The following is a 21,070-nucleotide window of genomic DNA, read 5'->3' as shown; positions in this document are numbered from 1 at the left end:
ATGGGCAAACGTTTATTACCAGTTATTATTGTTATTGCTGTTTTATTTGGTGTTCTTTATAAGGGCTTGCTTCCCGAAAGTAAAACATCAATATCTTCATCGTCAGTTTCTATTCCTGCATCATCTAGCAATGGCGTCAATAAACCGGCACAAATTCCTCTGTCTATCGATGAAAAAACGCAAGCTAGTGCAGTGGCTAACTATTTACAACGTCATCAGCAATTACCGGATTTTTATCTCACTAAAAAACAAGCAAGAGATAAAGGCTGGAATGCAAAAGCAGGTAACTTGTGTGAAGTATTACCAGGAAGGGCTATTGGTGGCGATCGCTTTATGAACCGTGAAAAACAGTTACCTGAAGAGCCTGGGCGCCAGTGGTATGAAGCCGATGTAAATTATCAATGTGGTCATCGAGGTAGTGATAGATTGCTCTACTCGAATGATGGGCTTATTTATGTCACTACGGATCATTACCGTACAATGACAAAGGTGGCTCCTTAATGAAACAGGTTATTTTTGATTTTAAGATGCTGGCAGATAGAGACGCCTTTTATCGGGATTTTGCATTGCAATTTCAGTTAGATGAGCAATTTGGTAATAACTTAGATGCATTATGGGATGTGTTAATGGGAGAAATTAAATTACCAGTAAAAATCATTTTCAAGCATTTACCTCATCATTCCAGCGATTTCCAGCCTTTGGTTGAGTTAATGCAAGAAGCACAAAACGAGCTAGGTAAAGCATTATTGAGCTTTAGTTGTGAGCATAAAAATCAAAAATAGCAAAGTATAGAAACAGACACCTGAAAATCGCAGTAGTAATATCGTTTTACACTGCGTTTTCAGGGGGATCAGGTTTTATGCTGATTCTGATAAATCTTTTAGATATTGAAACAGTAAGCGAAATGATTTTGGTGGTTTATTCGCTTCTTTCTCTTTTTTGGCATTACGGATAAGTGTACGTAATTGCTGGCGATCAGCCATTGGATAAAGGGCGACGACTTCTTCAATGACTTCATTGCCACCTTCGACAAGACGAATTCGCAGATCTTCTAATTTATGTAGCACTAAGATCTGTTGATTGTGGCGGTTTTTTAGTTTATCAAGCGCTTGGCGGATCGGATCTTCATCCACATTGCGCAGTAATTTTCCGATATATTGAATTTGGCGACGGCGCGCTTCACGCTGTACTTTTTGTGCTAATTGAATAGAGGCTAATAATTTCTCATCTAATGGCACACGCTCTAATTCTTGCGCACTTAATTCCACTAATTCAGTGCCTAGTTTTTTTAGCGCTTCAGCATCGCGTTTAATTTCACTTTTGCTGACCCAGATAATTTCTTCCTCTTCTTCCTCTTCTGACGAGGTATCGTCAAATTCAGGATTGAGGTAATGCCACTCTTCAGGCTGCTTTGCCATAATAAAAATTCCTGTTGCAGAGTAAGCCGGGAGTGTGATTTGGTGAATGACCAAAAGCCCGACGGGTGATAACATTCATATATCTTCTATTGTAACTGGGAAAATCGCTTGTTGACCACCTGTCAATTGATTTACTTTGCTAAAAATAAGTAAAAAGTGATGTTCTCCTTAGGAAAAATGGTTCTCAATGAATAATTCAGATCAGGTAAAACAGCTTGAAGACGCCGTCTCGCTTGCATTGGAGCTGGCGGAAAAACTGTGTGATAGTGCAGAAGTCGCTATTAATAAATCAACAGGTATTAGTGTTAGTACACGTTATGGTGAAGTTGAAAATGTTGAATTTAACAGTGATGGCGCGTTAGGCATTACGGTTTATCAACAACAACGTAAAGGTAGTGCTTCTTCTACCGACTTAAGTCCTGATGCGATTAAACGTGCAGTACAAGCTGCTGTGGATATTGCGCGTTATACTTCTGTTGACCCTTATGCAGGCCCCGCAGATAAAGAGTTATTAGCGTTTGATGCACCTTTCCTTGATCTATACCATCCAACTGATGTGACTGCGGATAAGGCAATAGAGTTAGCCTCAAGAGCAGAAAAAGCTGCATTAGACAGTGATAGCCGTATTATTAATACCGAAGGAGGTAGTTTTAATAGCCACAGTGGAACCCGTGTATTTGGGAATAGCCTTGGTTTATTAAAAAGTTATTCATCTTCACGCTATTCGATGTCGAGTTGTGTGATTGCTCGTGATGGCGAAGATATGGAGCGCGATTACGCCTATACCATTAGCCGTCGTTTTGATGATCTGGCATCCCCTGAATGGGTAGGGCAAGAGTGTGCTCGTCGTACTTTATCACGCCTCGCACCTCGTAAACTTCCAACCATGAAAGCACCTGTTATTTTTGCGGCGGATGTTGCGACAGGTATTTTTGGTCATTTAGTCGCGGCAATTAGTGGTAGCATGATTTATCGTGAATCTTCTTGCCTATTAGATAGTCTGGGTAAACAAATTTTCCCTCAATGGCTCAATATTCAAGAACGTCCTCACTTAATGAGAGGTTTGGCATCAACACCGTTTGATAGTGAAGGTGTGCGTACAACCGATGCCGAAATAATTAAAGATGGCGTGTTACAAGAATGGCTATTAACGAGCTATTCAGCAAGGAAGCTAGGTTTAAAAAGTAATGGCCACGCTGGTGGTATTCATAACTGGTATATCCCAGGGCAAGGTCTATCATTTGATGCGTTGTTAAAAGAGATGGGAACAGGTTTAGTTGTTACGGAATTGATGGGGCAAGGCGTCAGTACCGTGACTGGTGATTATTCTCGTGGTGCAAGTGGTTTTTGGGTTGAGAATGGTGAAATTCAGTATCCTGTTAGTGAAGTGACTATTGCCGGTAATTTAAAAGAGATGTGGGCAAATATTGCCACTATGGGTGATGATATTGAGATGCGCAGTAATGTTCAGTGTGGATCGTTGTTATTACCAGAGATGAGTATCGCAGGTCAGTAGTGCCTTACCTTTAATCTCAGCCCATTAGTGGGCTGAGATATCGCGCTTACTTGTATTTTATTGCGTTAATAAGATAAAAAATAACACGCGAACCTTCAGCTCTGCTTAACGGTGTAATTCACCAGCTGCTTCAGGTTGGTATAGAATTTCTAATACTTTAACCTTAGTTTCAAGGCCATTAGGCAACTTCCAACTGATCTCGTCATCAATTGCTAGACCCAGCAACGCAGCACCCATTGGTGCCATGACTGAAAGTTCTGTGGTGCTGTCTTTTAATGAAGCGGGATACACTAAAGTACGGGTGCGCTCTTCATTGTTTTTTAAGTCCATAAAACGGACTTTGCTGTTCATTGTGACAATGTTAGCAGGGATATCAGCTGGTGTAACAATGTCAGCACGATCTAATTCTTCATTCAAGGCTTCAGCAATAGGGCTATCTGCAAAGGCCGGTTGCTCTAGCAATGAATCTAAACGTTCAGCATCAAGTTCGTTGATGATAATTGTTGGCTTTGTCATACCACACTCCAATTTATTCCAATGCAAAACAACACCCCCACGGGTGAGGTGGGGGTGTTGTTAAACTCATATATGAGATAATAGGCGGTTCTGTATAAAAAAGAAAGAGACCATGATCACAGTCTCTTTCGGGTTATTTAGTTAAGAAATGCTAATCTATTGTTTTATATTACGATTATTCTTCATCAAACCCAGATTCAAATAATACAATAATAGCATCAATAGCTTCATTTTCGTCACTACCTGTCACTTCTATATCAATTTGACTGCCTTGCTCTGAATCTAACATCAGCATAGCAATTACACTATCTGCTTGCGCTTCGACCCCTTCGTTATTGCGTAAAATCACTGTTGATTGAAATGTTTTCACTAAATCAAACAACTTCATTGCCGGCCTTGCATGCATGCCGAGTCGATTTTTAATCGCAACTTGTCGGTACTGGGTCATTTGCGTTTTTCTAGTGTTCTGTGCCGGGATTGTACGTTTTTCCCTCTGGAACGGAAATAGTCGGCAAGTTGCTCTGCAACATAAACAGAACGGTGTTTCCCCCCCGTACAACCAATTGCAACCGTCAAATAGCTACGGTTATTGGTTTCTAACATCGGCAACCAGAGTTCAAGATAGCTTCTGGTTTGATAAATAAAGTTATGAACTTCTGTGTGTCTATCTAAAAATGCCGCAACAGGGCGATCGAGGCCTGTCATCGGGCGAAGTTTAGGATCCCAATGTGGATTCGGTAAGAAACGCACATCAAAAACATAATCTGCATCAATAGGAATACCATGCTTAAATCCAAAGGATTCAAAGACCATAGTCAATTCACGCTCACGCTTACCTAATAAACGAGTACGTAACATTTCTGCGAGCTCATGAACGGACATTTCAGACGTATCAATGATGAGATCTGCGCGTGATCGCAATGGCTCAAGCAGATCACTTTCGGTATCAATTGCCATTTCTAATGAAAGGTTTTTGGTCGAAAGCGGATGTAAGCGTCGTGTATCACTATAGCGACGGATTAAAGTATTTCTATCTGCGTCTAAAAATAAGAGTTGTGGAGAATATTCAGCGGGTAAACTTTCCAGCGCTTTTTCGAAGATCTCCGGCGACTCTGGCATATTTCGGACATCAATACTGACTGCGGCAGCAGAAGCATCACGTTCAGCCAGTGTTTTTGCGAGCTCAGGTAAAAGATCAACAGGCAAGTTATCAACACAATAAAATCCCATGTCTTCAAGCGCACGCAAAGCGACTGACTTACCTGAACCAGAGCGTCCGCTGACTATCATCAGCACCATGAGGTAGCTCCCCTATAATTTCCCAGTGATGAATATCATGCCACTGTATGCTATTCGCGTCCCAACAAACCCGTAGGGGTTATTCTGTGATAATCTGATAAAGCTCTTCATCACTTTGTGCGGAGCGTAGTCGACGACATAAATTTTTGTCTGCCAACTGTTTTGCAATCAAAGACAGTGTGTGTAAATGTTCCTTGCACTGTGTTGCAGGAACGAGTAATGCGAACAACAAATCGACAGGTTGATTATCAATAGCGTCGAAGGCAATAGGTTCGCTTAGGTGAAGAAACACACCAACTACTTTTTCTGTTTCATCACTTTCAATACGTCCATGAGGGATAGCTAACCCCCCCCCAATCCCTGTTGTACCGACTTTTTCACGCGTCAGTAAAGCTTCAAATATCAGTGTTTCGGGTAAATTAAGTGCTTTTGCTGCATTTTCACTGATAATTTCTAACGCGCGTTTTTTACTCGTGCAATGTACATCATTATGTGTACATACCAGAGAAAGTACGTCGCTAATATTCATCTTTGTATCGTTGTTCATTGTCTTATTCACTTAGACCAGCAAACCAGATGCCACAAAGTGACATCTGGTTTTTTGTTACTGATATTGATTAGGCGTTGGCTTGAACCGAGTCATAAACAACGCAGTAACTTCGCCGATTGTATCTCCATTTCGCAATGGGAAATGAATTAATGTTGTCTCAGTTTATCTTTGTGTTTGGTTAATTGACGAGCCAGTTTATCCATTAATCCATCAATTGCTGCGTACATATCTTCTGCTTCAGCAGAGGCATGTAATTCACCGCCATTAACTTGAATAGTCGCTTCAGCGATTTTATTCACTTTCTCGACTTTCAGGATAACCTGAACGTTATTAATTTTGTCAAAGAACTGAGGTAATTTCGCGCTTTTTGCTTTGACGGTATCACGCAGAGCATCAGTTAATTCAATGTTATGACCAGTGATTTGAAGTTCCATAGTGTCTTCCTTCTCAATTATGCTCAAACCAACTCTTTGCGTTGGTTTGAAGGCGGGATGGATAATGACTCTCTATATTTCGCAACAGTGCGTCGAGCAACTTGTATACCAAGTTCTGCGAGCATATCAGCCAGTTTACTATCACTAAGTGGTTTCGCTGGATTTTCTGCTGCGATTAGTTTCTTCACTAAAGCCCTGATTGCTGTTGAAGAGGCTTCGCCTCCGCTATCAGTATTCACATGGCTAGAGAAAAAATACTTCAATTCGAAAATTCCTCTTGGACAATGCAAAAATTTTTGCGTTGTCACTCGAGAAATGGTGGATTCGTGCATTTCAACCTGTTCAGCGATATCCGCTAACACAAGAGGTTTCATATGCTCTTCACCCAATTCGAAAAATGCCTGCTGTGTGTCAACAATGCAATAAGCGACTTTTAATAATGTCTCATTACGACTTTCTAAACTTTTTATCAGCCATTTGGCTTCTTGTAAATTATCACGAATAAATTTTCCATCGCTCTCATTTTGAGTCGATTGACCCAATGCAGCATAGGTTTCATTTATGCGTAGGCGAGGAATGCTATCTGTATTTAACTCAACTTGCCAGCGTTCACCTGATTTTTTTACCAGTATATCTGGGATAACATACTCTGACTCACCTGTATCAATACTTAATCCAGGTTTAGGATCAAGTGACTGAATTATCTCAATAACTGATTTTAATGTTTCTTCACGTAACTTCGTTTGACGCATCAATTGGCGAAAGTCGCGATTACCCAATAATTCTAAATGTTGGCTAATGACCAACTGTGTTTCTTTAAGATAGGGTGTATCTGTTGAAAAAGCAGAAAGCTGGATCAAAAGACACTCTTTTAAATCACGCGCAGCAACTCCAATAGGATCAAAGCGTTGAATACGTTTTAATACGGCCTCAACTTCATCAAGCTCTATCTCATCATCGCCCATTCCAAGCAGGATGTCATCTGTTGTAACAGTTAAATATCCTGTTTCATCAACTGCATCGATAATACTTATGGCAATAGCTCTATCTATTTCTGTAAACGGGGTGAGATCGGCCTGCCATGTTAGATAATCTTGTAATGAAGCTGTTGTTTCACCTTGATACAGTGGGAGTTCATCATCCATATAGTCATTACTGGTACCAGAAGGTGTGCCCGCGGTGTAGATCTCTTCCCATTGGGTGTCTAATGGGAGATCGTCAGGCATCTCTTTTTGTTCTAAAGCATCCAGTGTGTCGAACTCTTCAACTTCGTTTTCAGTTGTTGTTTCTGTTGTAGAGTCAGATTGATTTTCTGTATGAGAGGCATCATCTGAAACGGGATCTTGTTGATCGTCATCTTGTTCGAGAAGAGGGTTGGATTCAAGCGCTTGCTGAATTTCTTGTTGTAATTCAAGCGTCGAAAGTTGCAACAAACGAATAGCCTGTTGTAGCTGTGGCGTCATTGCCAATTGCTGACTGAGACGAAGTTGCAGACTTTGTTTCATAATAATGCGATGAGTCCTTAGCTGTTGTCATCCATGACAGAGTAAAAGTGAATCTAAGATTACAGGCGGAAGCCTTCACCTAAGTAAACACGTTTAACTTGCTCATTTTCAAGAATTTCTTCTGGTGAACCATGAGCGATAAGGTGACCTTGGCTGACAATATAGGCGCGTTCACACACATCTAATGTTTCACGAACATTATGGTCAGTAATCAGTACACCTAATCCATAATCACGTAGATGCTGGATAATTTTTTTAATGTCCAATACTGATATTGGGTCAACACCTGCAAAAGGTTCATCTAATAAAATGAATTTAGGGTTTGCGGCTAATGCGCGTGCAATTTCAACTCGACGGCGTTCGCCCCCGGATAATGATTGCCCTAAGCTGTTACGCAAATGGCTCACATTGAACTCTTCTAACAGCTCTTCTGCACGATCTTTTCGCTGTTCTGGCGTTAAATCATGGCGAATTTCTAAAATCCCCATAATGTTATCATAAACGCTTAAACGTCTAAAAATAGAGGCTTCTTGAGGTAGGTAGCCTATTCCTTTACGCGCACGTTCATGTAACGGTAACAGAGTAATGTCTTCATCATCAATAGTAATACTACCTGCATCACGAGCGACAATACCGACAACCATATAGAATGTTGTTGTTTTACCGGCACCATTAGGGCCAAGTAAGCCTACAATTTCACCTGAATTAACATTCAGGCTAACATCACCGACAACGGTGCGCCCTTTGTATGCTTTTGCTAAATTTTCAGCTTTTAACAGCGCCATAAAGTGTTACTTACCTTTGTTGTTAGCACCAGTACCTTTCTCTTGCAACTGGGAAGGCAGTAAAACAGTAGTAACTTGTTTACCTTTACCGCTAAATGCTTCCATTTGCTGAGTTGGGACGAGATAAGTGATCTTATCACCAGTGATATTACTGTCTAATTGTTCAAGATAGGCTTTACCCGTTAAGGTCATTAATTCTTTATCCATTTCATAGGTCATTTTATCGCCACGACCTTTGATTGGTTTGCCATCATCTTGTAACTGATAAAAAGTTACGGGATTACCAAATGCTTCAATGACGATTTTTTTAGAGTCACCACCAGGGCGCGTGACAACGACTTTATCAGCACGAATATCGATAGAGCCTTGTTTAATCACAACATTTTGTGTAAATGTCGTGACATTTTTCTCTAGATCAAGCGACTGTTTTTCTGAATTGACAACAATAGGTTGTTGCGTGTCATCTTTAAGCGCCATCGCAGGTACGCTTATTGCTAATAATGTACCGATAATCAGTGTATTACGGATTTTTTGATTCATTAGGGATCTCATAATAGGTGTTTACCTTTTCAATCAGCTCTGCGTGTTTCTCGCGCAGATTGCCTCGCATTTTTAAGCCGACTGATTTCAGTCCGACGCCGATAATAGTCACTTCATCATCAGAGGAAACATCCTGTGTATCCAAATTAGCGATAGCGTTATCAGTGCTTATTCTCTGTAATTGAGAATCATCATTTAAGCTATCAATCTGAACATCGCCATAAAGATAGAGCATTTTACTGTTGGTTAGCTTGGCTTTATTGGCGCGTACGGTCCATGTTGCATCCCCTGTCGGAGAATAAGTGGTTAAGACAGGGTTAGTAAACCATGTAAACTTTTGCTGAGCATAGTTTTTGACATCATCAGCAACGAGTTTATATCCAAGTATACCTGTTGGCTCATAAACAAAAGATATCGATGATTTAGATTGATAAGTTGGTTGACCATCATCAACAACTTCACCATCACCGAATTCAGTGTTGTTAGTATAGTTCCAGCCAATTAGCCCAAGGGCGATAATTGCAAGAATTAAGGTAAACCAGGATTTTAATTTATTCATTCTGTGTCGTTATACGTTAAATCGAAAGACCTTTAGCTTCATCAAGCCGACCTTGAGCTAAAAGGATTAAATCACATAATTCTCGTACTGCACCACGTCCACCCATAATGCGAGTAACATAGTCCGCTCGAGATGTGAGTAATGGATGCGCATCGGCAACGGCGACGGAGAGTCCGACTTTTTCCATTACAGGTAAATCTATCAGGTCGTCACCAATATAGGCCGTTTGTTCAGGTTTAAGGTTTAGTGTATCTAACAGTTGTTGATACGCCAAAAGCTTATTATGCTGACCTTGGTAAAGATATGTAATGCCAAGCGTTTTAGCACGATCTTCTAACAGCTTAGATTGACGACCTGTAATGATAGCAACCTCAATGCCTGATGTAAGCAAACAACGAATGCCATACCCATCGCGGACATTAAAAGCTTTTAGCTCTTCGCCATTATTGCCCATGTAAATGAGTCCGTCTGACATCACACCATCAACGTCACAAATCAGCAATTGGATTTTTTCTGCTTTTTTGATGATTTGCTCGCTTACTGCACCATAACAAGTTTCTATCATTGTATTCATTTTTATCCTTCGAATGTTATGACTAGCTTATACAACACCGGCTTGTAATAAATCATGCATATGTAAAACACCTAATAGGATATCACTATCTTGTTCTGTTACTAACAGCGAGGTGATATGTTTTGCCTGCATTAAATTTAGTGCTTCAACGGCTAAACAATCAGGGCGGATGCGAATACCCCCTCTTGTCATCACATCAGAGATTTTGGCATTGTTAAGATCAATCCCTAAATCAAATATGCGTCGTAAGTCACCGTCAGTAAAGATGCCGTCAATCAACATACTATCATCGCAGATTACCGTCATACCTAATTTTTTACGGGTAATCTCAACAAGTGCTTCGCGTAACGTTGCGTCTTTAGTAACACGAGGGATATCAGCGTCTTTATTCATTAAATCACTGACATGAAGGAGTAATTTACGACCTAATGCACCACCTGGATGAGAAAGGGCAAAATCTTCAGCGGTAAAGCCACGAGCACGTAAAAGTGCGATAGCCAGTGCGTCACCCATCACTAATGTTGCTGTTGTGCTTGTTGTGGGAGCAAGTCCTAAAGGGCAGGCTTCTTTAGGAACTTTGATACAAAGATGAATATCAGACGCTTTCCCCATTGTACTTTGAGGAGTGCGTGTCATACAAATCAGTGTTATCTGTTTGCGTTTCAGAACCGGAATAAGGGCGAGGATCTCACTGGCTTCACCAGAGTTTGAAATCGCCAGAACAATATCTTTTTCTGTAACCATGCCTAAATCGCCATGACTTGCTTCACCGGGATGAACAAAAAAAGAAGGTGTTCCTGTACTGGCAAATGTTGCAGCAATTTTATGCCCAATATGGCCAGATTTACCCATACCCATCACAATCACTCGACCTTGGCAGTGAAAAATTTTTTCACAGGCAAGCGTAAAATCATCGTTGATATATTGTTCTAGTTCAGCTAACCCATCACGTTCAATATGAAGGACTTTTTTTCCTGCTTGCTGAAAATCAAACTCGGTCATTTTTTTGTACCATTTATTTTAGGTTAAGAGAGAATGTGCAACGCACAACACCGTAATATAAACAATAAAGCAAACTAATAAGAATATCCCTTTTCCTCGATTAAGGCGTCGTTTTCGCCCTAAGGAAAAGGCAGAAAACAATAAACTAGCCACACCAAGTACAGCAAAACTAAAATAAAATGTGTTGATATTAAATGTGCTTGGTGAAAGTAATGCCGGCATTCCTAACACAAATGTCAGGTTAAAAATATTAGCACCTATAATATTTCCTAAAGCTAATTCATTTTCACGTCTTAGCGCTGCAACAATGGTTGTTGCTAATTCAGGTAAACTTGTTCCAATAGATAGCAAGGTTAAGCCAACAAAAAGGCCACTAAGATGATACTGTTGCATTAGAATAAAGACATTATCTAATATCATTTGAGTAGCAACTGGAATAATCAGTAAGGCAATAACGACCCAAAAGAGAGCAACTGAATTACGAGGGTTTGTCTGTAATTCAAAACGGGTTAAGGTTTCTAAAGGTAATACATGACGCTCTTGCGTAAGTGTTTTATGCATTGTTTTTATCATGAGAAAAATAGATGCAAAACCAATAAAAAAGAGCAAAGTACCTTCTCTAAGCCCTAGGTTTCCACTGGATAAAATAATACCCACAAGCATGATGACGATAATCATCAACGGAAGCTCTTTTTTCAGTACCGCAGATTGTATGTTCATGGGGTAGATCATCGCCCCAATGCCTGCAATAAGAAGAAGATTAGTGAGTGTAGAACCAATTGCAGTACCAATAGCAATATCAGGTAAATTATGAACGGCGGCATCGGTAGAAACAAAAAGCTCAGGTAATGATGTGCCAGTGCCTACAATTAAAATACCGATAACGGCGGGTGGAATTTTTAACGATTGCGCAAAAACGCTCGCACCATAGACTAATCGGTCTGATGCATAAACAAGTAGCATCAATCCAAAAATTAAAAGAGACAAAGTAATCAACATGCCATCAGTTTTCCGACAATGAGCAAGTAAAGAAAGAAAAAACCAATAAGACAGGGCTGATAAAAAAACATATTGTCAAAAGGTTTTGCTAATTCACCATATTTTGACTAGCCAAGCACGAAAAGTAAAATTAACCGTGCAATAAATTGCTAAATAGTGGTGATTTCTTTGTAACATAACGAATGACCTGCCAAAATAGCGTAAAAATTTGTTTATGCAGACAGGCTTGAGGATGTTTTATTCATGAACGCACAATCTGACAATCTAATTGAAGTGCGCAATATGAACTTCACTCGTGGTAGCAGGAAGATCTTTTCTGAGATTAACCTTGTTGTACCTAGAGGAAAAGTGACTGCAATTATGGGCCCTTCAGGGATTGGTAAAACAACTTTATTACGCCTTATGGGAGGACAAATTCTTCCTGATAGCGGTGAAATTTGGTTTGATGGTGATAATATTCCAGCGTTATCACGTTCTGCGTTGTATCACGCAAGAAAGAAAATGAGTATGCTTTTTCAGTCCGGCGCCCTTTTTACCGACATGAATGTATTTGAAAATGTAGCCTTTCCGTTAAGAGAGCATACAAATTTACCTGAAGCGCTTATACGCACAACGGTGATGATGAAACTTGAGGCCGTGGGGTTACGTGGTGCTGCAAGTTTAATGCCTTCTGAATTATCAGGCGGTATGGCTCGAAGAGCCGCATTAGCCAGAGCCATTGCGCTTGATCCTGAATTAATTATGTTTGATGAACCCTTTGTTGGGCAAGATCCTATCACTATGGGCGTACTTGTTAAGCTGATTGATGAGTTAAATCATGCACTTGGTGTGACGTGTGTTGTGGTTTCTCATGATGTGCCTGAAGTATTAAGCATTGCCGATTACGCTTATATTGTTGCGGAGCAAAAAGTGATTGCTCAAGGTAGTGCAAAAGAATTACAGGACAACCCAGATAGGCAAGTTAGGCAATTTTTAGATGGAATTGCTGATGGCCCTGTACCTTTCCGTTTTCCTGCGGGAGATTATCAGGACGACCTATTAGGACGAGGAAATTAGTACGTGGTCAATTTATTAGCTCGTATTGGCGCTAGAGCGTTAGCGATTTTTGCAACATTCGGTAGAGCTGGCATTATGCTCTTTCGTGCATTAGTCGGTAAACCGGAATTCCGTAAACAGTGGCCTCTTTTAATGAAGCAACTGTATAACGTCGGCGTTCAATCCTTATTAATTATCATGGTATCTGGTCTATTTATTGGCATGGTGCTGGGATTACAAGGTTATCTGGTACTGACTACATTTAGTGCTGAAGCCAGTCTTGGCATGATGGTGGCTCTCTCATTGTTACGAGAATTGGGCCCTGTGGTAACCGCATTATTATTTGCAGGCCGAGCTGGTTCAGCATTAACAGCGGAAATTGGTTTAATGAAAGCCACAGAACAAATTTCCAGTTTAGAAATGATGGCTGTCGATCCTTTACGGCGTGTTGTGGCCCCCCGTTTTTGGGCCGGCTTAATTAGCATGCCATTGCTTTCACTTATTTTTGTTGCCATCGGTATTTGGGGTGGTGCCATTGTTGGTGTGGATTGGAAAGGGATCGATGAAGGCTTTTTCTGGGCATCTATGCAAGGTGCCGTTGAATGGCGATTAGATTTAGTGAATTGTTTTATTAAGAGTGTCGTTTTTGCCATTACCGTCACTTGGATAGCGCTCTTTAACGGGTATGACGCAATCCCAACATCAGAAGGGATTAGCAGAGCAACAACACGTACTGTTGTTCATTCATCGTTAGCCGTATTGGGTTTAGATTTTGTGCTAACAGCACTGATGTTTGGGAACTAAGTCATGCAAAGTAAAAAAATTGAAGTTTGGGTTGGTCTATTTGTTCTGATTGCGCTAGCCGCTGTGATTTTCTTATGCCTGAAAGTGGCTGATATTAAAGAAATGGGTAATCAACCGACTTATCGCGTTTATGCCAGCTTCGGTAATATTGGTGGGTTAAAAGAACGTTCCCCAGTTAAGATTGGTGGTGTAGTGATTGGTCGTGTTTCGTCTATCACCTTAAAAGAAGAAGATGAAGGGAATTACCGTCCTGAAGTCGCGCTCGATATTCTGAGTATTTATGACCACATTCCAGAAAGTAGCTCACTGTCTATTCGTACCTCTGGTTTATTAGGTGAACAGTTCCTTGCATTGAATTTAGGTTTTTATGATGAAGCATTAGATTCTACTTTGCTTGAAGACGGAGGACGGATCACAAATACCAATTCAGCAATGGTGCTAGAGGATCTCATCGGTCAGTTCCTTTATAAAACAGGGGATGGTGATAGCTCAGCAAAATCTGAATCCACTGAAGAACAACCAGCATTACCTTAATCGTTAATTCTTATAGGATGTATTTATACATTTAATTAAGTAAAGCATCCTATTATTAAAACCTTTTTAGGAGAGCGAAAGTATGTTTAAACGCTTATTAATGGTCGCACTGTTAGTCGTTACACCTTTTGCGATGGCTGTAGATAAAACCAATCCATACACACTGATGGAAGATGCCGCACAAAAGACGTTTACTAAATTAAAAAATGAACAGCCTGAAATTCGTAAGAACCCTGAAGTTTTACGTCAAATTGTTCAACAAGAATTATTGCCTTATGTCCAAATTAAATATGCGGGTGCATTAGTGTTAGGGCCTTATTATCGTACTGCAACACCGGCTCAACGTGATGCATATTTTACTGCATTTGAAGCGTATCTTGCACAAGTGTACGGTCAAGCATTAGCGATGTATGAAGGGCAAGAATACCGTATAGAACCAGCAAAACCGTTTGCAGATAAAACAAACCTTACTATTCGCGTTACCATTATTGATAAAAATGGTCGCCCACCTGTTCGCCTTGATTTTCAATGGCGCAAAAATAGTAAAACAGGTGAATGGCAAGCTTATGACATGATTGCGGAAGGTGTCAGCATGATCACTACAAAACAAAATGAGTGGTCAGATATTTTAAATTCTAAAGGTGTTGATGGTTTAACAAAACAGTTAGAAATCAGTGCCAAAACGCCAATTACACTGGATGAGAAAAAATAAGATGTCATCCTCGTTAAATTGGGAAAAAAAGGGCGATATCCTCTTTTTCCAAGGAACGTTAGATCGCGAAACGTTACTACCTGCTTGGCAGCAACGTAAAGCATTATTAGCCGATATTAATATTATTGATATTTCAGCATTGAATCATATTGATTCAACAGGATTGGCACTTTTTGTTCACCTAAAAGCAGAGATGGAAGCACAACACCGCCAATTTATTATTCAAGGTGTGAGTGAGCGTTTTCAAACACTGATTACTCTCTATGATCTTGATGAAATTATGAATATTGTCTGATCCTGGTTTTAAGTAAATGCAATTAAAAAACCCCCTTCGTGATACTTTTATCATTAAGGGGGTTTTTGATGGTTTAAGAGTAGGGCGGATTCCATTAGGATAGACGACTGATTATTATTTTAACGTTGAGATTGAGCAATTATGGATACAAATGAAATCAAACAAGTATTAATGGACAGCCTGTCTTTAGATGAAGTCATCGTTAACGGTGATGGCAGTCATTTTCAAGTTGTCGTTGTTGGCGCTATGTTTGAGGGAATGAGCAGAGTAAAACAACAACAGACCATTTATGCCCCTTTGATGGAATATATCGCAGATAACCGTATTCACGCTTTGTCTATTAAAGCCTACACACCTGATGAGTGGAAGAGGGATCGTAAACTTAACGGGCTTTGATTCAGTAGGTATACAGCGTACAGCAAAATAAAAAAGAGAGTTCTACAGATGGATAAATTTAGAGTACAAGGACCAACCTGTTTATCAGGCGAGGTCACTATTTCAGGCGCAAAAAACGCTGCATTGCCAATTCTGTTCGCTGCGATCCTTGCCGAAGAGCCAGTAGAATTAACCAATGTTCCTAAGTTAAAAGATATTGATACAACGATTAAATTACTTAATCGCTTAGGAACTAATGTTGAACGTAACGGCTCTGTTTTCGTTGATGCTCGTAATATCAATGAATTTTGTGCACCTTACGAGCTAGTCAAAACCATGCGTGCCTCTATTTGGGCATTAGGACCATTAGTCGCACGTTTTGGTCAAGGTCAGGTTTCTTTACCCGGTGGTTGTGCTATTGGTGCTCGTCCTGTTGATCTGCATATTACAGGTTTAGAGCAGTTAGGCGCTGAAATCACTCTTGATGAAGGTTATGTAAAAGCTCGCGTTGATGGGCGTTTAAAAGGCGCACATATTGTCATGGATAAAGTGAGTGTGGGTGCCACCATCACTATTATGACTGCGGCGGTGTTAGCTGAAGGTAAAACGATCATTGAGAATGCGGCAAGAGAACCTGAAATTGAAGATACTGCCAACTTCCTTAATACATTAGGTGCCAAAATCAGCGGTGCGGGTACAGACAGTATTACTATCGAAGGTGTAGAACGCCTTGGCGGTGGTACTTATCAAATTCTACCTGATCGTATTGAAACTGGAACTTTCTTAGTTGCTGCTGCTGTTTCCCGTGGTCGCGTTGTTTGTCGTAATGCAAAGCCAGATACGTTAGATGCAGTGTTGGCGAAATTACGTGAAGCGGGTGCAGATATAGAAGTGGGTGAAGATTGGATTAGCCTTGATATGCATGGTAAACGTCCTAAAGCGGTAACCTTACGTACAGCGCCACATCCTGGATTCCCAACTGATATGCAAGCACAGTTTAGTCTTTTAAACTTAGTTGCTGAAGGCGCAGGAATGATAACAGAAACGATTTTTGAAAACCGTTTTATGCATATCCCTGAGCTAATTCGTATGGGGGCTCACGCTGAAATAGAAAGTAACACTGTGTTATGTCACGGTGTTGAAAAACTTTCAGGCGCACAAGTAATGGCAACGGATTTACGTGCTTCTGCAAGTTTAGTCCTTGCGGGTTGTATCGCTGAAGGTACAACTATTGTGGATCGTATTTATCATATCGATCGTGGTTATGAAAATATTGAAGCTAAATTACAAGGATTAGGAGCGAAAATAGAACGTTTACGCGCTAATGACTAATCTATTTTAGTTACCTCTTTTTAACCTTTTAAAACCATAGTGCATTGTTGTGCTATGGTTTTTTTATGCATTATTTCAATAGAACTCTCAATAGAATAGGATAATTCATAAGGTATTTCTTTCGTGGCAAGATACAGTAAGAAAAATAGACCTGTTTTAGAAAAAACTCGATGAGCTGAAAGAAAGGAACAAATATGCAGGTAACAAGGAAACAAGAACGCCTTATTCGCCAAGCGCTTGATAAATGGCAACAATCTGGTGAGATTTCAGAACAAGAACACCAGCAACTAGGAAGTACGTTACAACGCATTCCCTTTGATTGGAAAAGGTTGAGCCGTTACGCGTTTTGGATAGCAATTGTGTGTTTGATTATTGCTGTTGGCAGTATCTTTAGTGACAGCGCATTAGTTTATTATCTAATTGAAATTTTTAGTGTTTCTGAAATTATGCGAGTGATATCTCCGGCACTTATTGCCAGCATACTTTATTTTTGGGGATTTAGGCGTCAGCGAAAAGAAACACAGTGGCACTATAGTACTGAATTTATTCTCTTTTTAGGTGTAATGTTTACCGCTATTTTTCTTTGGCAACTCGGTGAATTACTGGATACAGGAAGTGGCCATATTGCGCCTCTCTTTTTAATTGGTTGTGTGATTTATGGTGTGATTGGTTTTATCAGTCGTTCATCTTTGGTGTGGTTATTTTTCTTATTGATGTTAGGGAATTGGTTTGGCGCTGAAACGGGCTATATGTCAGGTTGGGGCGCTTATTGGTTAGGGATGAACTATCCTATTCGTTTTGTTATTTTTGGTGCAGCTTTACTCGCCGGGTGCTGTTTTCTGCAAAATGTATTGGCGCATCGTCGCTTGTTTACCATTACAAAAATAATGGGGCTCACTTATCTCTTTATTGCGTTATGGATCATGTCTATTTTCGGTAATTACGATCCTGATACTTGGTATCGTACTTCAAGTATGAATTTGTTACCTTGGGCACTGTTATTTGGTATTGTTTCCGTTATTTGTATCTATATCAGCCTTAAAACGGATGATGGCATGTTAAGAGGCTTTGGCCTGACATTCCTAGGTATTAACCTTTACACTCGTTTTTTTGAATATTTCTGGGATAGCTTACACAGTGCGATTTTCTTCTTTATTTTAGCTATTTCATTGATTTTAATTGGACGAAAAGCTGAAAAGATTTGGCATGCTGTTGAACATAATTCACTTACGAATAAACCGAGTGAAAATGAATAAGACTTCGCTTTATTCGTTGTTGTAATAGGAGATTACTTTGATAGAGAAACGCAGTTGTCATCTTCCACTTGAAGTGAGTTGTATCGCTTGCCATTATTTTGTTTTTAAAGACAAAGATGAGGCATTTTTTGAAATCTGCCCGGTTTGTGGTTGGCAAAATGATGGTACTAAAGAAGGTGAATATAGCGGTTGTAATCACAGCACGTTAGAGGATTATCGTAATACAGAAAGCTTTCAAGAAAATTGCTTACAAAGTGCGACGTTTTATATGAGATCTCCCTATTAGCTGGTAATAGGGAGATTATGTGTGAGTTACGATTCTGGTTGGTATTCAGAAATAGTCACATCAACATTGAGTTCATTGCCTTCGCGTAATAACGTAACGGGTAATACTGTACCAGGGCGAGTCTCTGCAATATAGTCCATCATCTCCATGGCAGAAGTGGCAGGAGCATGGTTGATGCTAAGAATAATATCACCTGTTTTTATGCCTGCTTTATCTGCAGGACTGTTTGGTGAGATCCGGAAAATACGTAGCCCTTGGATTTGTTTAATATCGGTATTTGACGAGCGAATTCTCGGCAATTCTTTGGCGGTAATACCGATAAAACCACGAATAACACGACCATCACGAATAAGTTTATTCATGATTTTTACAGCCAGTTCGGTTGGAATAGCAAAGCCTAGGCCTTCAGCACTTGGGCGATATCCATTGTAGGTTCCTGAGTCAAACGTCATGGTATTAATACCCACAAGTTCGCCCTCTGTATTAATGAGTGCTCCACCTGAGTTGCCTTCATTAATCGAGGCATCTGTTTGTAGGAAGTTTTGGTAACGTGTTGGACTTAACCCTACGCGTCCTGTTGCACTAATTATCCCTTGAGTAATGGTTTGCCCAATATTAAATGGGTTACCAATTGCGAGTACAACATCGCCAACATGTGAGATCCGCTTGCTATTAATGGGGATCGTTGGAAGCTTATCAGCATCAATTTTTAAAACGGCCAGATCAGTTAAAGGATCAGAGCCAACAAGTAAGCCTTCATAAAGATCACCATTTTGTAATGCAACAATAATCTGATCAGCATTATTAATAACATGTTGATTTGTTAGAATATAACCTCGTCCATCCATAATAACGCCCGCACCTAAAGAGGTCAGTTCGCGACCTTCTTGAGAAAAACTTCCCATGGTACTGCTATAAACATTGACGACAGCAGGGGCCGCACGTCGTACAGCCGTGTTGTAGCTAAAAGGAGCATTAAGAAAATCACCATTAATTAGGTGTTCAATAAAAATAGGACGGATCGAAGGGACTGCAATCAAAAGAATTGCTGCTGTTAAAAGGCCAATCAGTGTCGATCGCAGTAACTTAGTTAACATAAAAATCCTGTATTTATGTCTGACCGTGAGATTATTTGCGTAGAAGTGATGAGAATAGCATAGTTTAACTTATGAAAGCATCGCTCAGTGCATAATATCCTCTTTTAAGCCAATGGCTCTTATCAAAAATTTACATAAAAAAAAGCCCTATAATCAAGATTACAGGGCTAAGGAAATCAATAAATTAGATAAGTGAAAGCTTACTTTTTAGCGCGGTGTATTACGTAACAGCAGGTAAATTTCATCATTACCACGCTGAATGTTTAATGCAAGAACAGGGGGTTTAGCATCAATGGCTTTACGTAAATCGCCCAATGATGCAATTGGCGTGTTATTAATACCAATAATCAGGTCGCCTTTTTGTAAACCAGATGCAGCAGCCGCGGAATCTTTCTCTACAGAATCCACAACGACGGCTTTGACTTGTTTGTTTAAGTAGTTACTTAATGTGGCGCCTTGTAGTGCAGGAGAGAAGTTATCTGCGCGTGTTGCATCTGCCGATTGTTTCTCTAATGTCACTTTAACATCCATTGGTTTACCTTGACGGATTAAGCCAATCAAAATTTCTTTACCTGGAGGCGTTGTACCGACTTTAGCACGTAATTCTGCAAAGCTATTGATGCGTTTTCCATCAACAGAAATTAAAACGTCACCCGGTTTAATACCTGCTTTTGCTGCAGATGAGTCAGGTAAAACTTCGCTAACGAAAGCACCACGTTGTGCATCAATATTAAAGGATTTCGCCAGATCAGAATTCATTTCTGTACCACGAATACCTAAGATGCCACGTTTAACTTCGCCATGAGAAATCAGCTGTTGGCTAAGATCTCGTGCCATATTACTTGGGATAGCAAAGCCGATACCGATATTGCCACCTCCAGGTGCTAAAATAGCGGTGTTAATTCCGATTAACTCACCATTTAAGTTGACTAAGGCGCCACCAGAGTTACCACGGTTGATAGAAGCATCCGTTTGAATAAAGTTCTCTAACCCTTCAAGATTTAAGCCACTACGGCCTAATGCGGAAATAATACCGGATGTTGCGGTTTGACCTAAACCAAATGGATTACCCACGGCGACAGCAAAGTCACCAACACGTAGTTGGTCTGAGTCCGCCATTTTTATTGCTGTTAAATTTGTTGGTTTTTCAATTTGCAGTAAGGCGATATCTGTTTGTGGATCGCTACCAATTAATTTGGCGCTAAATTCACGACCATCATTAATTTGCAGTTGAATTTTATCTGCACCATCAACAACATGATTATTGGTTAATACATAGCCTTTTTGGGCATCAATAATAACGCCTGAGCCTAAACCTTCAAAAGGGCGAATACTCTGTTGTTGTGATGGAAAATTGGGACCAAAGAAAAATTTAAACTCTTCAGGCACTTGTTGGCTTTGTACTCGTGTTCCTGAAACATGCACACTGACAACAGCTGGTAGCACTTTTTCTAACATAGGTGCAAGGCTTGGGAGTTGTTCTCCCGATGGCATGACAGCTGGTAGCGCGGCCATACTGGTTGCTGGGATAGTTGAGAGTGAAAGTCCGACACTTATTGCTAATGCACTAAGTAATAATTTTCTTTTTTTAGTCAACATGAATTAGAGTCTCTTGATACAGTTATCAAAATAAAATTTATTGCTCAA

The 21,070-nt window shown here is 40.1% G+C and carries 27 protein-coding genes; 12 read left to right on the top strand and 15 right to left on the bottom strand.

Going from position 1 to position 21,070, the window contains the following annotated elements; genetic code table 11:
- Positions 1–501: a ribonuclease domain-containing protein gene (locus JEP40_RS09985; protein ID WP_198623437.1), complete on the top strand. Its 501-nt coding sequence runs from the start codon at positions 1–3 to the stop codon at positions 499–501.
- Entirely contained in the window at positions 501–782 is a 282-nt protein-coding gene (locus JEP40_RS09980) for a barstar family protein (RefSeq protein ID WP_198623436.1), read from the top strand. Before JEP40_RS09985 ends, JEP40_RS09980 begins: the two co-directional genes overlap by 1 nt.
- Before the next feature lie 75 nt (positions 783–857).
- Here the strand turns inward: JEP40_RS09980 and yjgA are convergent, their stop codons facing one another.
- Positions 858–1,418 carry a ribosome biogenesis factor YjgA gene (gene yjgA, locus JEP40_RS09975; protein ID WP_072069864.1) on the bottom strand — a complete coding sequence of 187 codons (561 nt, stop codon included), beginning with the start codon at positions 1,416–1,418 and terminating at the stop codon, positions 858–860.
- Positions 1,419–1,605: 187 nt separating this feature from the next.
- On the opposite strand from yjgA, the gene pmbA reads away from it, so the two are divergent.
- Complete coding sequence (pmbA, locus tag JEP40_RS09970; protein WP_198623435.1) at positions 1,606–2,934, top strand: metalloprotease PmbA; 1,329 nt, start codon at positions 1,606–1,608, stop codon at positions 2,932–2,934.
- A 105-nt stretch (positions 2,935–3,039) separates the two neighbouring features.
- On the opposite strand, the gene rnk is transcribed toward pmbA, so the two are convergent.
- From rnk to JEP40_RS09910, 12 genes are all read right to left on the bottom strand, one after another.
- Positions 3,040–3,450 carry a nucleoside diphosphate kinase regulator gene (gene rnk, locus JEP40_RS09965; protein WP_075671465.1) on the bottom strand — a complete coding sequence of 137 codons (411 nt, stop codon included), beginning with the start codon at positions 3,448–3,450 and terminating at the stop codon, positions 3,040–3,042.
- 175 nt (positions 3,451–3,625) lie between these two features.
- Positions 3,626–3,898 (bottom strand): PTS phosphocarrier protein NPr, encoded by a 273-nt coding sequence (gene npr / locus JEP40_RS09960; protein WP_198623434.1) that lies wholly within the window; start codon positions 3,896–3,898, stop codon positions 3,626–3,628.
- Positions 3,895–4,749, bottom strand: coding sequence for an RNase adapter RapZ (gene rapZ / locus JEP40_RS09955; protein ID WP_023582880.1), 855 nt, complete (start codon positions 4,747–4,749; stop codon positions 3,895–3,897). Before rapZ ends, npr begins: the two co-directional genes overlap by 4 nt.
- A 79-nt stretch (positions 4,750–4,828) precedes the next feature.
- Positions 4,829–5,296: a PTS IIA-like nitrogen regulatory protein PtsN gene (ptsN, locus tag JEP40_RS09950; RefSeq protein ID WP_198623433.1), complete on the bottom strand. Its 468-nt coding sequence runs from the start codon at positions 5,294–5,296 to the stop codon at positions 4,829–4,831.
- Positions 5,297–5,445: 149 nt separating this feature from the next.
- On the bottom strand, positions 5,446–5,733 hold the full coding sequence (hpf, locus tag JEP40_RS09945; RefSeq protein WP_036913954.1) for a ribosome hibernation promoting factor: 288 nt from the start codon (positions 5,731–5,733) through the stop codon (positions 5,446–5,448).
- Positions 5,734–5,756: 23 nt separating this feature from the next.
- Complete coding sequence (gene rpoN, locus JEP40_RS09940; protein WP_198623432.1) at positions 5,757–7,238, bottom strand: RNA polymerase factor sigma-54; 1,482 nt, start codon at positions 7,236–7,238, stop codon at positions 5,757–5,759.
- A gap of 59 nt (positions 7,239–7,297) precedes the next feature.
- The gene (lptB, locus tag JEP40_RS09935; protein ID WP_072069775.1) at positions 7,298–8,023 is read right to left on the bottom strand and encodes an LPS export ABC transporter ATP-binding protein; all 726 of its coding nucleotides are present in this window, start codon (positions 8,021–8,023) and stop codon (positions 7,298–7,300) included.
- Between the two features lie 6 nt (positions 8,024–8,029).
- On the bottom strand, positions 8,030–8,563 hold the full coding sequence (gene lptA, locus JEP40_RS09930) for a lipopolysaccharide ABC transporter substrate-binding protein LptA (protein ID WP_109409258.1): 534 nt from the start codon (positions 8,561–8,563) through the stop codon (positions 8,030–8,032).
- Complete coding sequence (gene lptC / locus JEP40_RS09925; RefSeq protein ID WP_198623431.1) at positions 8,544–9,122, bottom strand: LPS export ABC transporter periplasmic protein LptC; 579 nt, start codon at positions 9,120–9,122, stop codon at positions 8,544–8,546. The genes lptA and lptC overlap by 20 nt, the downstream gene beginning before the upstream one ends.
- A gap of 16 nt (positions 9,123–9,138) precedes the next feature.
- Positions 9,139–9,696, bottom strand: coding sequence for a 3-deoxy-manno-octulosonate-8-phosphatase KdsC (kdsC, locus tag JEP40_RS09920; RefSeq protein WP_198623430.1), 558 nt, complete (start codon positions 9,694–9,696; stop codon positions 9,139–9,141).
- 27 nt (positions 9,697–9,723) lie between these two features.
- A complete protein-coding gene (kdsD, locus tag JEP40_RS09915) occupies positions 9,724–10,698 on the bottom strand; it encodes an arabinose-5-phosphate isomerase KdsD (protein ID WP_198623429.1) in 975 nt (324 codons plus the stop codon).
- 18 nt (positions 10,699–10,716) lie between these two features.
- On the bottom strand, positions 10,717–11,697 hold the full coding sequence (locus JEP40_RS09910) for a calcium/sodium antiporter (protein WP_198623428.1): 981 nt from the start codon (positions 11,695–11,697) through the stop codon (positions 10,717–10,719).
- 243 nt (positions 11,698–11,940) lie between these two features.
- On the opposite strand from JEP40_RS09910, the gene mlaF reads away from it, so the two are divergent.
- The 9 genes from mlaF to JEP40_RS09865 all read left to right on the top strand — a co-directional run bounded on the left by mlaF (position 11,941) and on the right by JEP40_RS09865 (position 18,326).
- Entirely contained in the window at positions 11,941–12,753 is an 813-nt protein-coding gene (gene mlaF, locus JEP40_RS09905) for a phospholipid ABC transporter ATP-binding protein MlaF (protein ID WP_072069769.1), read from the top strand.
- A gap of 3 nt (positions 12,754–12,756) precedes the next feature.
- A complete protein-coding gene (mlaE, locus tag JEP40_RS09900) occupies positions 12,757–13,536 on the top strand; it encodes a lipid asymmetry maintenance ABC transporter permease subunit MlaE (protein WP_072069768.1) in 780 nt (259 codons plus the stop codon).
- Positions 13,537–13,539: 3 nt separating this feature from the next.
- Positions 13,540–14,070 (top strand): outer membrane lipid asymmetry maintenance protein MlaD, encoded by a 531-nt coding sequence (gene mlaD / locus JEP40_RS09895; protein WP_198623427.1) that lies wholly within the window; start codon positions 13,540–13,542, stop codon positions 14,068–14,070.
- Positions 14,071–14,152: 82 nt separating this feature from the next.
- Positions 14,153–14,782 carry a phospholipid-binding protein MlaC gene (mlaC, locus tag JEP40_RS09890; RefSeq protein ID WP_198623426.1) on the top strand — a complete coding sequence of 210 codons (630 nt, stop codon included), beginning with the start codon at positions 14,153–14,155 and terminating at the stop codon, positions 14,780–14,782.
- Between the two features lies 1 nt (position 14,783).
- Positions 14,784–15,077, top strand: coding sequence for a lipid asymmetry maintenance protein MlaB (gene mlaB, locus JEP40_RS09885; protein WP_198623425.1), 294 nt, complete (start codon positions 14,784–14,786; stop codon positions 15,075–15,077).
- A 141-nt stretch (positions 15,078–15,218) separates the two neighbouring features.
- Complete coding sequence (gene ibaG, locus JEP40_RS09880) at positions 15,219–15,473, top strand: BolA family iron metabolism protein IbaG (protein ID WP_198623424.1); 255 nt, start codon at positions 15,219–15,221, stop codon at positions 15,471–15,473.
- A 48-nt stretch (positions 15,474–15,521) separates the two neighbouring features.
- On the top strand, positions 15,522–16,784 hold the full coding sequence (gene murA / locus JEP40_RS09875) for a UDP-N-acetylglucosamine 1-carboxyvinyltransferase (protein ID WP_109409265.1): 1,263 nt from the start codon (positions 15,522–15,524) through the stop codon (positions 16,782–16,784).
- A gap of 194 nt (positions 16,785–16,978) precedes the next feature.
- Positions 16,979–18,040 carry a DUF2157 domain-containing protein gene (locus JEP40_RS09870; RefSeq protein WP_198623423.1) on the top strand — a complete coding sequence of 354 codons (1,062 nt, stop codon included), beginning with the start codon at positions 16,979–16,981 and terminating at the stop codon, positions 18,038–18,040.
- A gap of 37 nt (positions 18,041–18,077) precedes the next feature.
- A complete protein-coding gene (locus tag JEP40_RS09865) occupies positions 18,078–18,326 on the top strand; it encodes a CPCC family cysteine-rich protein (protein WP_198623422.1) in 249 nt (82 codons plus the stop codon).
- 26 nt (positions 18,327–18,352) lie between these two features.
- On the opposite strand, the gene degS is transcribed toward JEP40_RS09865, so the two are convergent.
- Positions 18,353–19,423 (bottom strand): outer membrane-stress sensor serine endopeptidase DegS, encoded by a 1,071-nt coding sequence (degS, locus tag JEP40_RS09860; RefSeq protein WP_072069761.1) that lies wholly within the window; start codon positions 19,421–19,423, stop codon positions 18,353–18,355.
- A 207-nt stretch (positions 19,424–19,630) separates the two neighbouring features.
- A complete protein-coding gene (gene degQ / locus JEP40_RS09855) occupies positions 19,631–21,022 on the bottom strand; it encodes a serine endoprotease DegQ (RefSeq protein WP_198623421.1) in 1,392 nt (463 codons plus the stop codon).
- Between the last annotated feature and the right edge of the window lie 48 nt (positions 21,023–21,070).

The sequence above is a fragment of the Proteus vulgaris genome (assembly GCF_016239305.1).
GTDB classification, from domain to species: domain Bacteria; phylum Pseudomonadota; class Gammaproteobacteria; order Enterobacterales; family Enterobacteriaceae; genus Proteus; species Proteus vulgaris_C.
The sequence above is the reverse complement of the archived record's forward strand: the minus strand, read 5'-3'. Positions and strand labels throughout refer to the sequence as shown.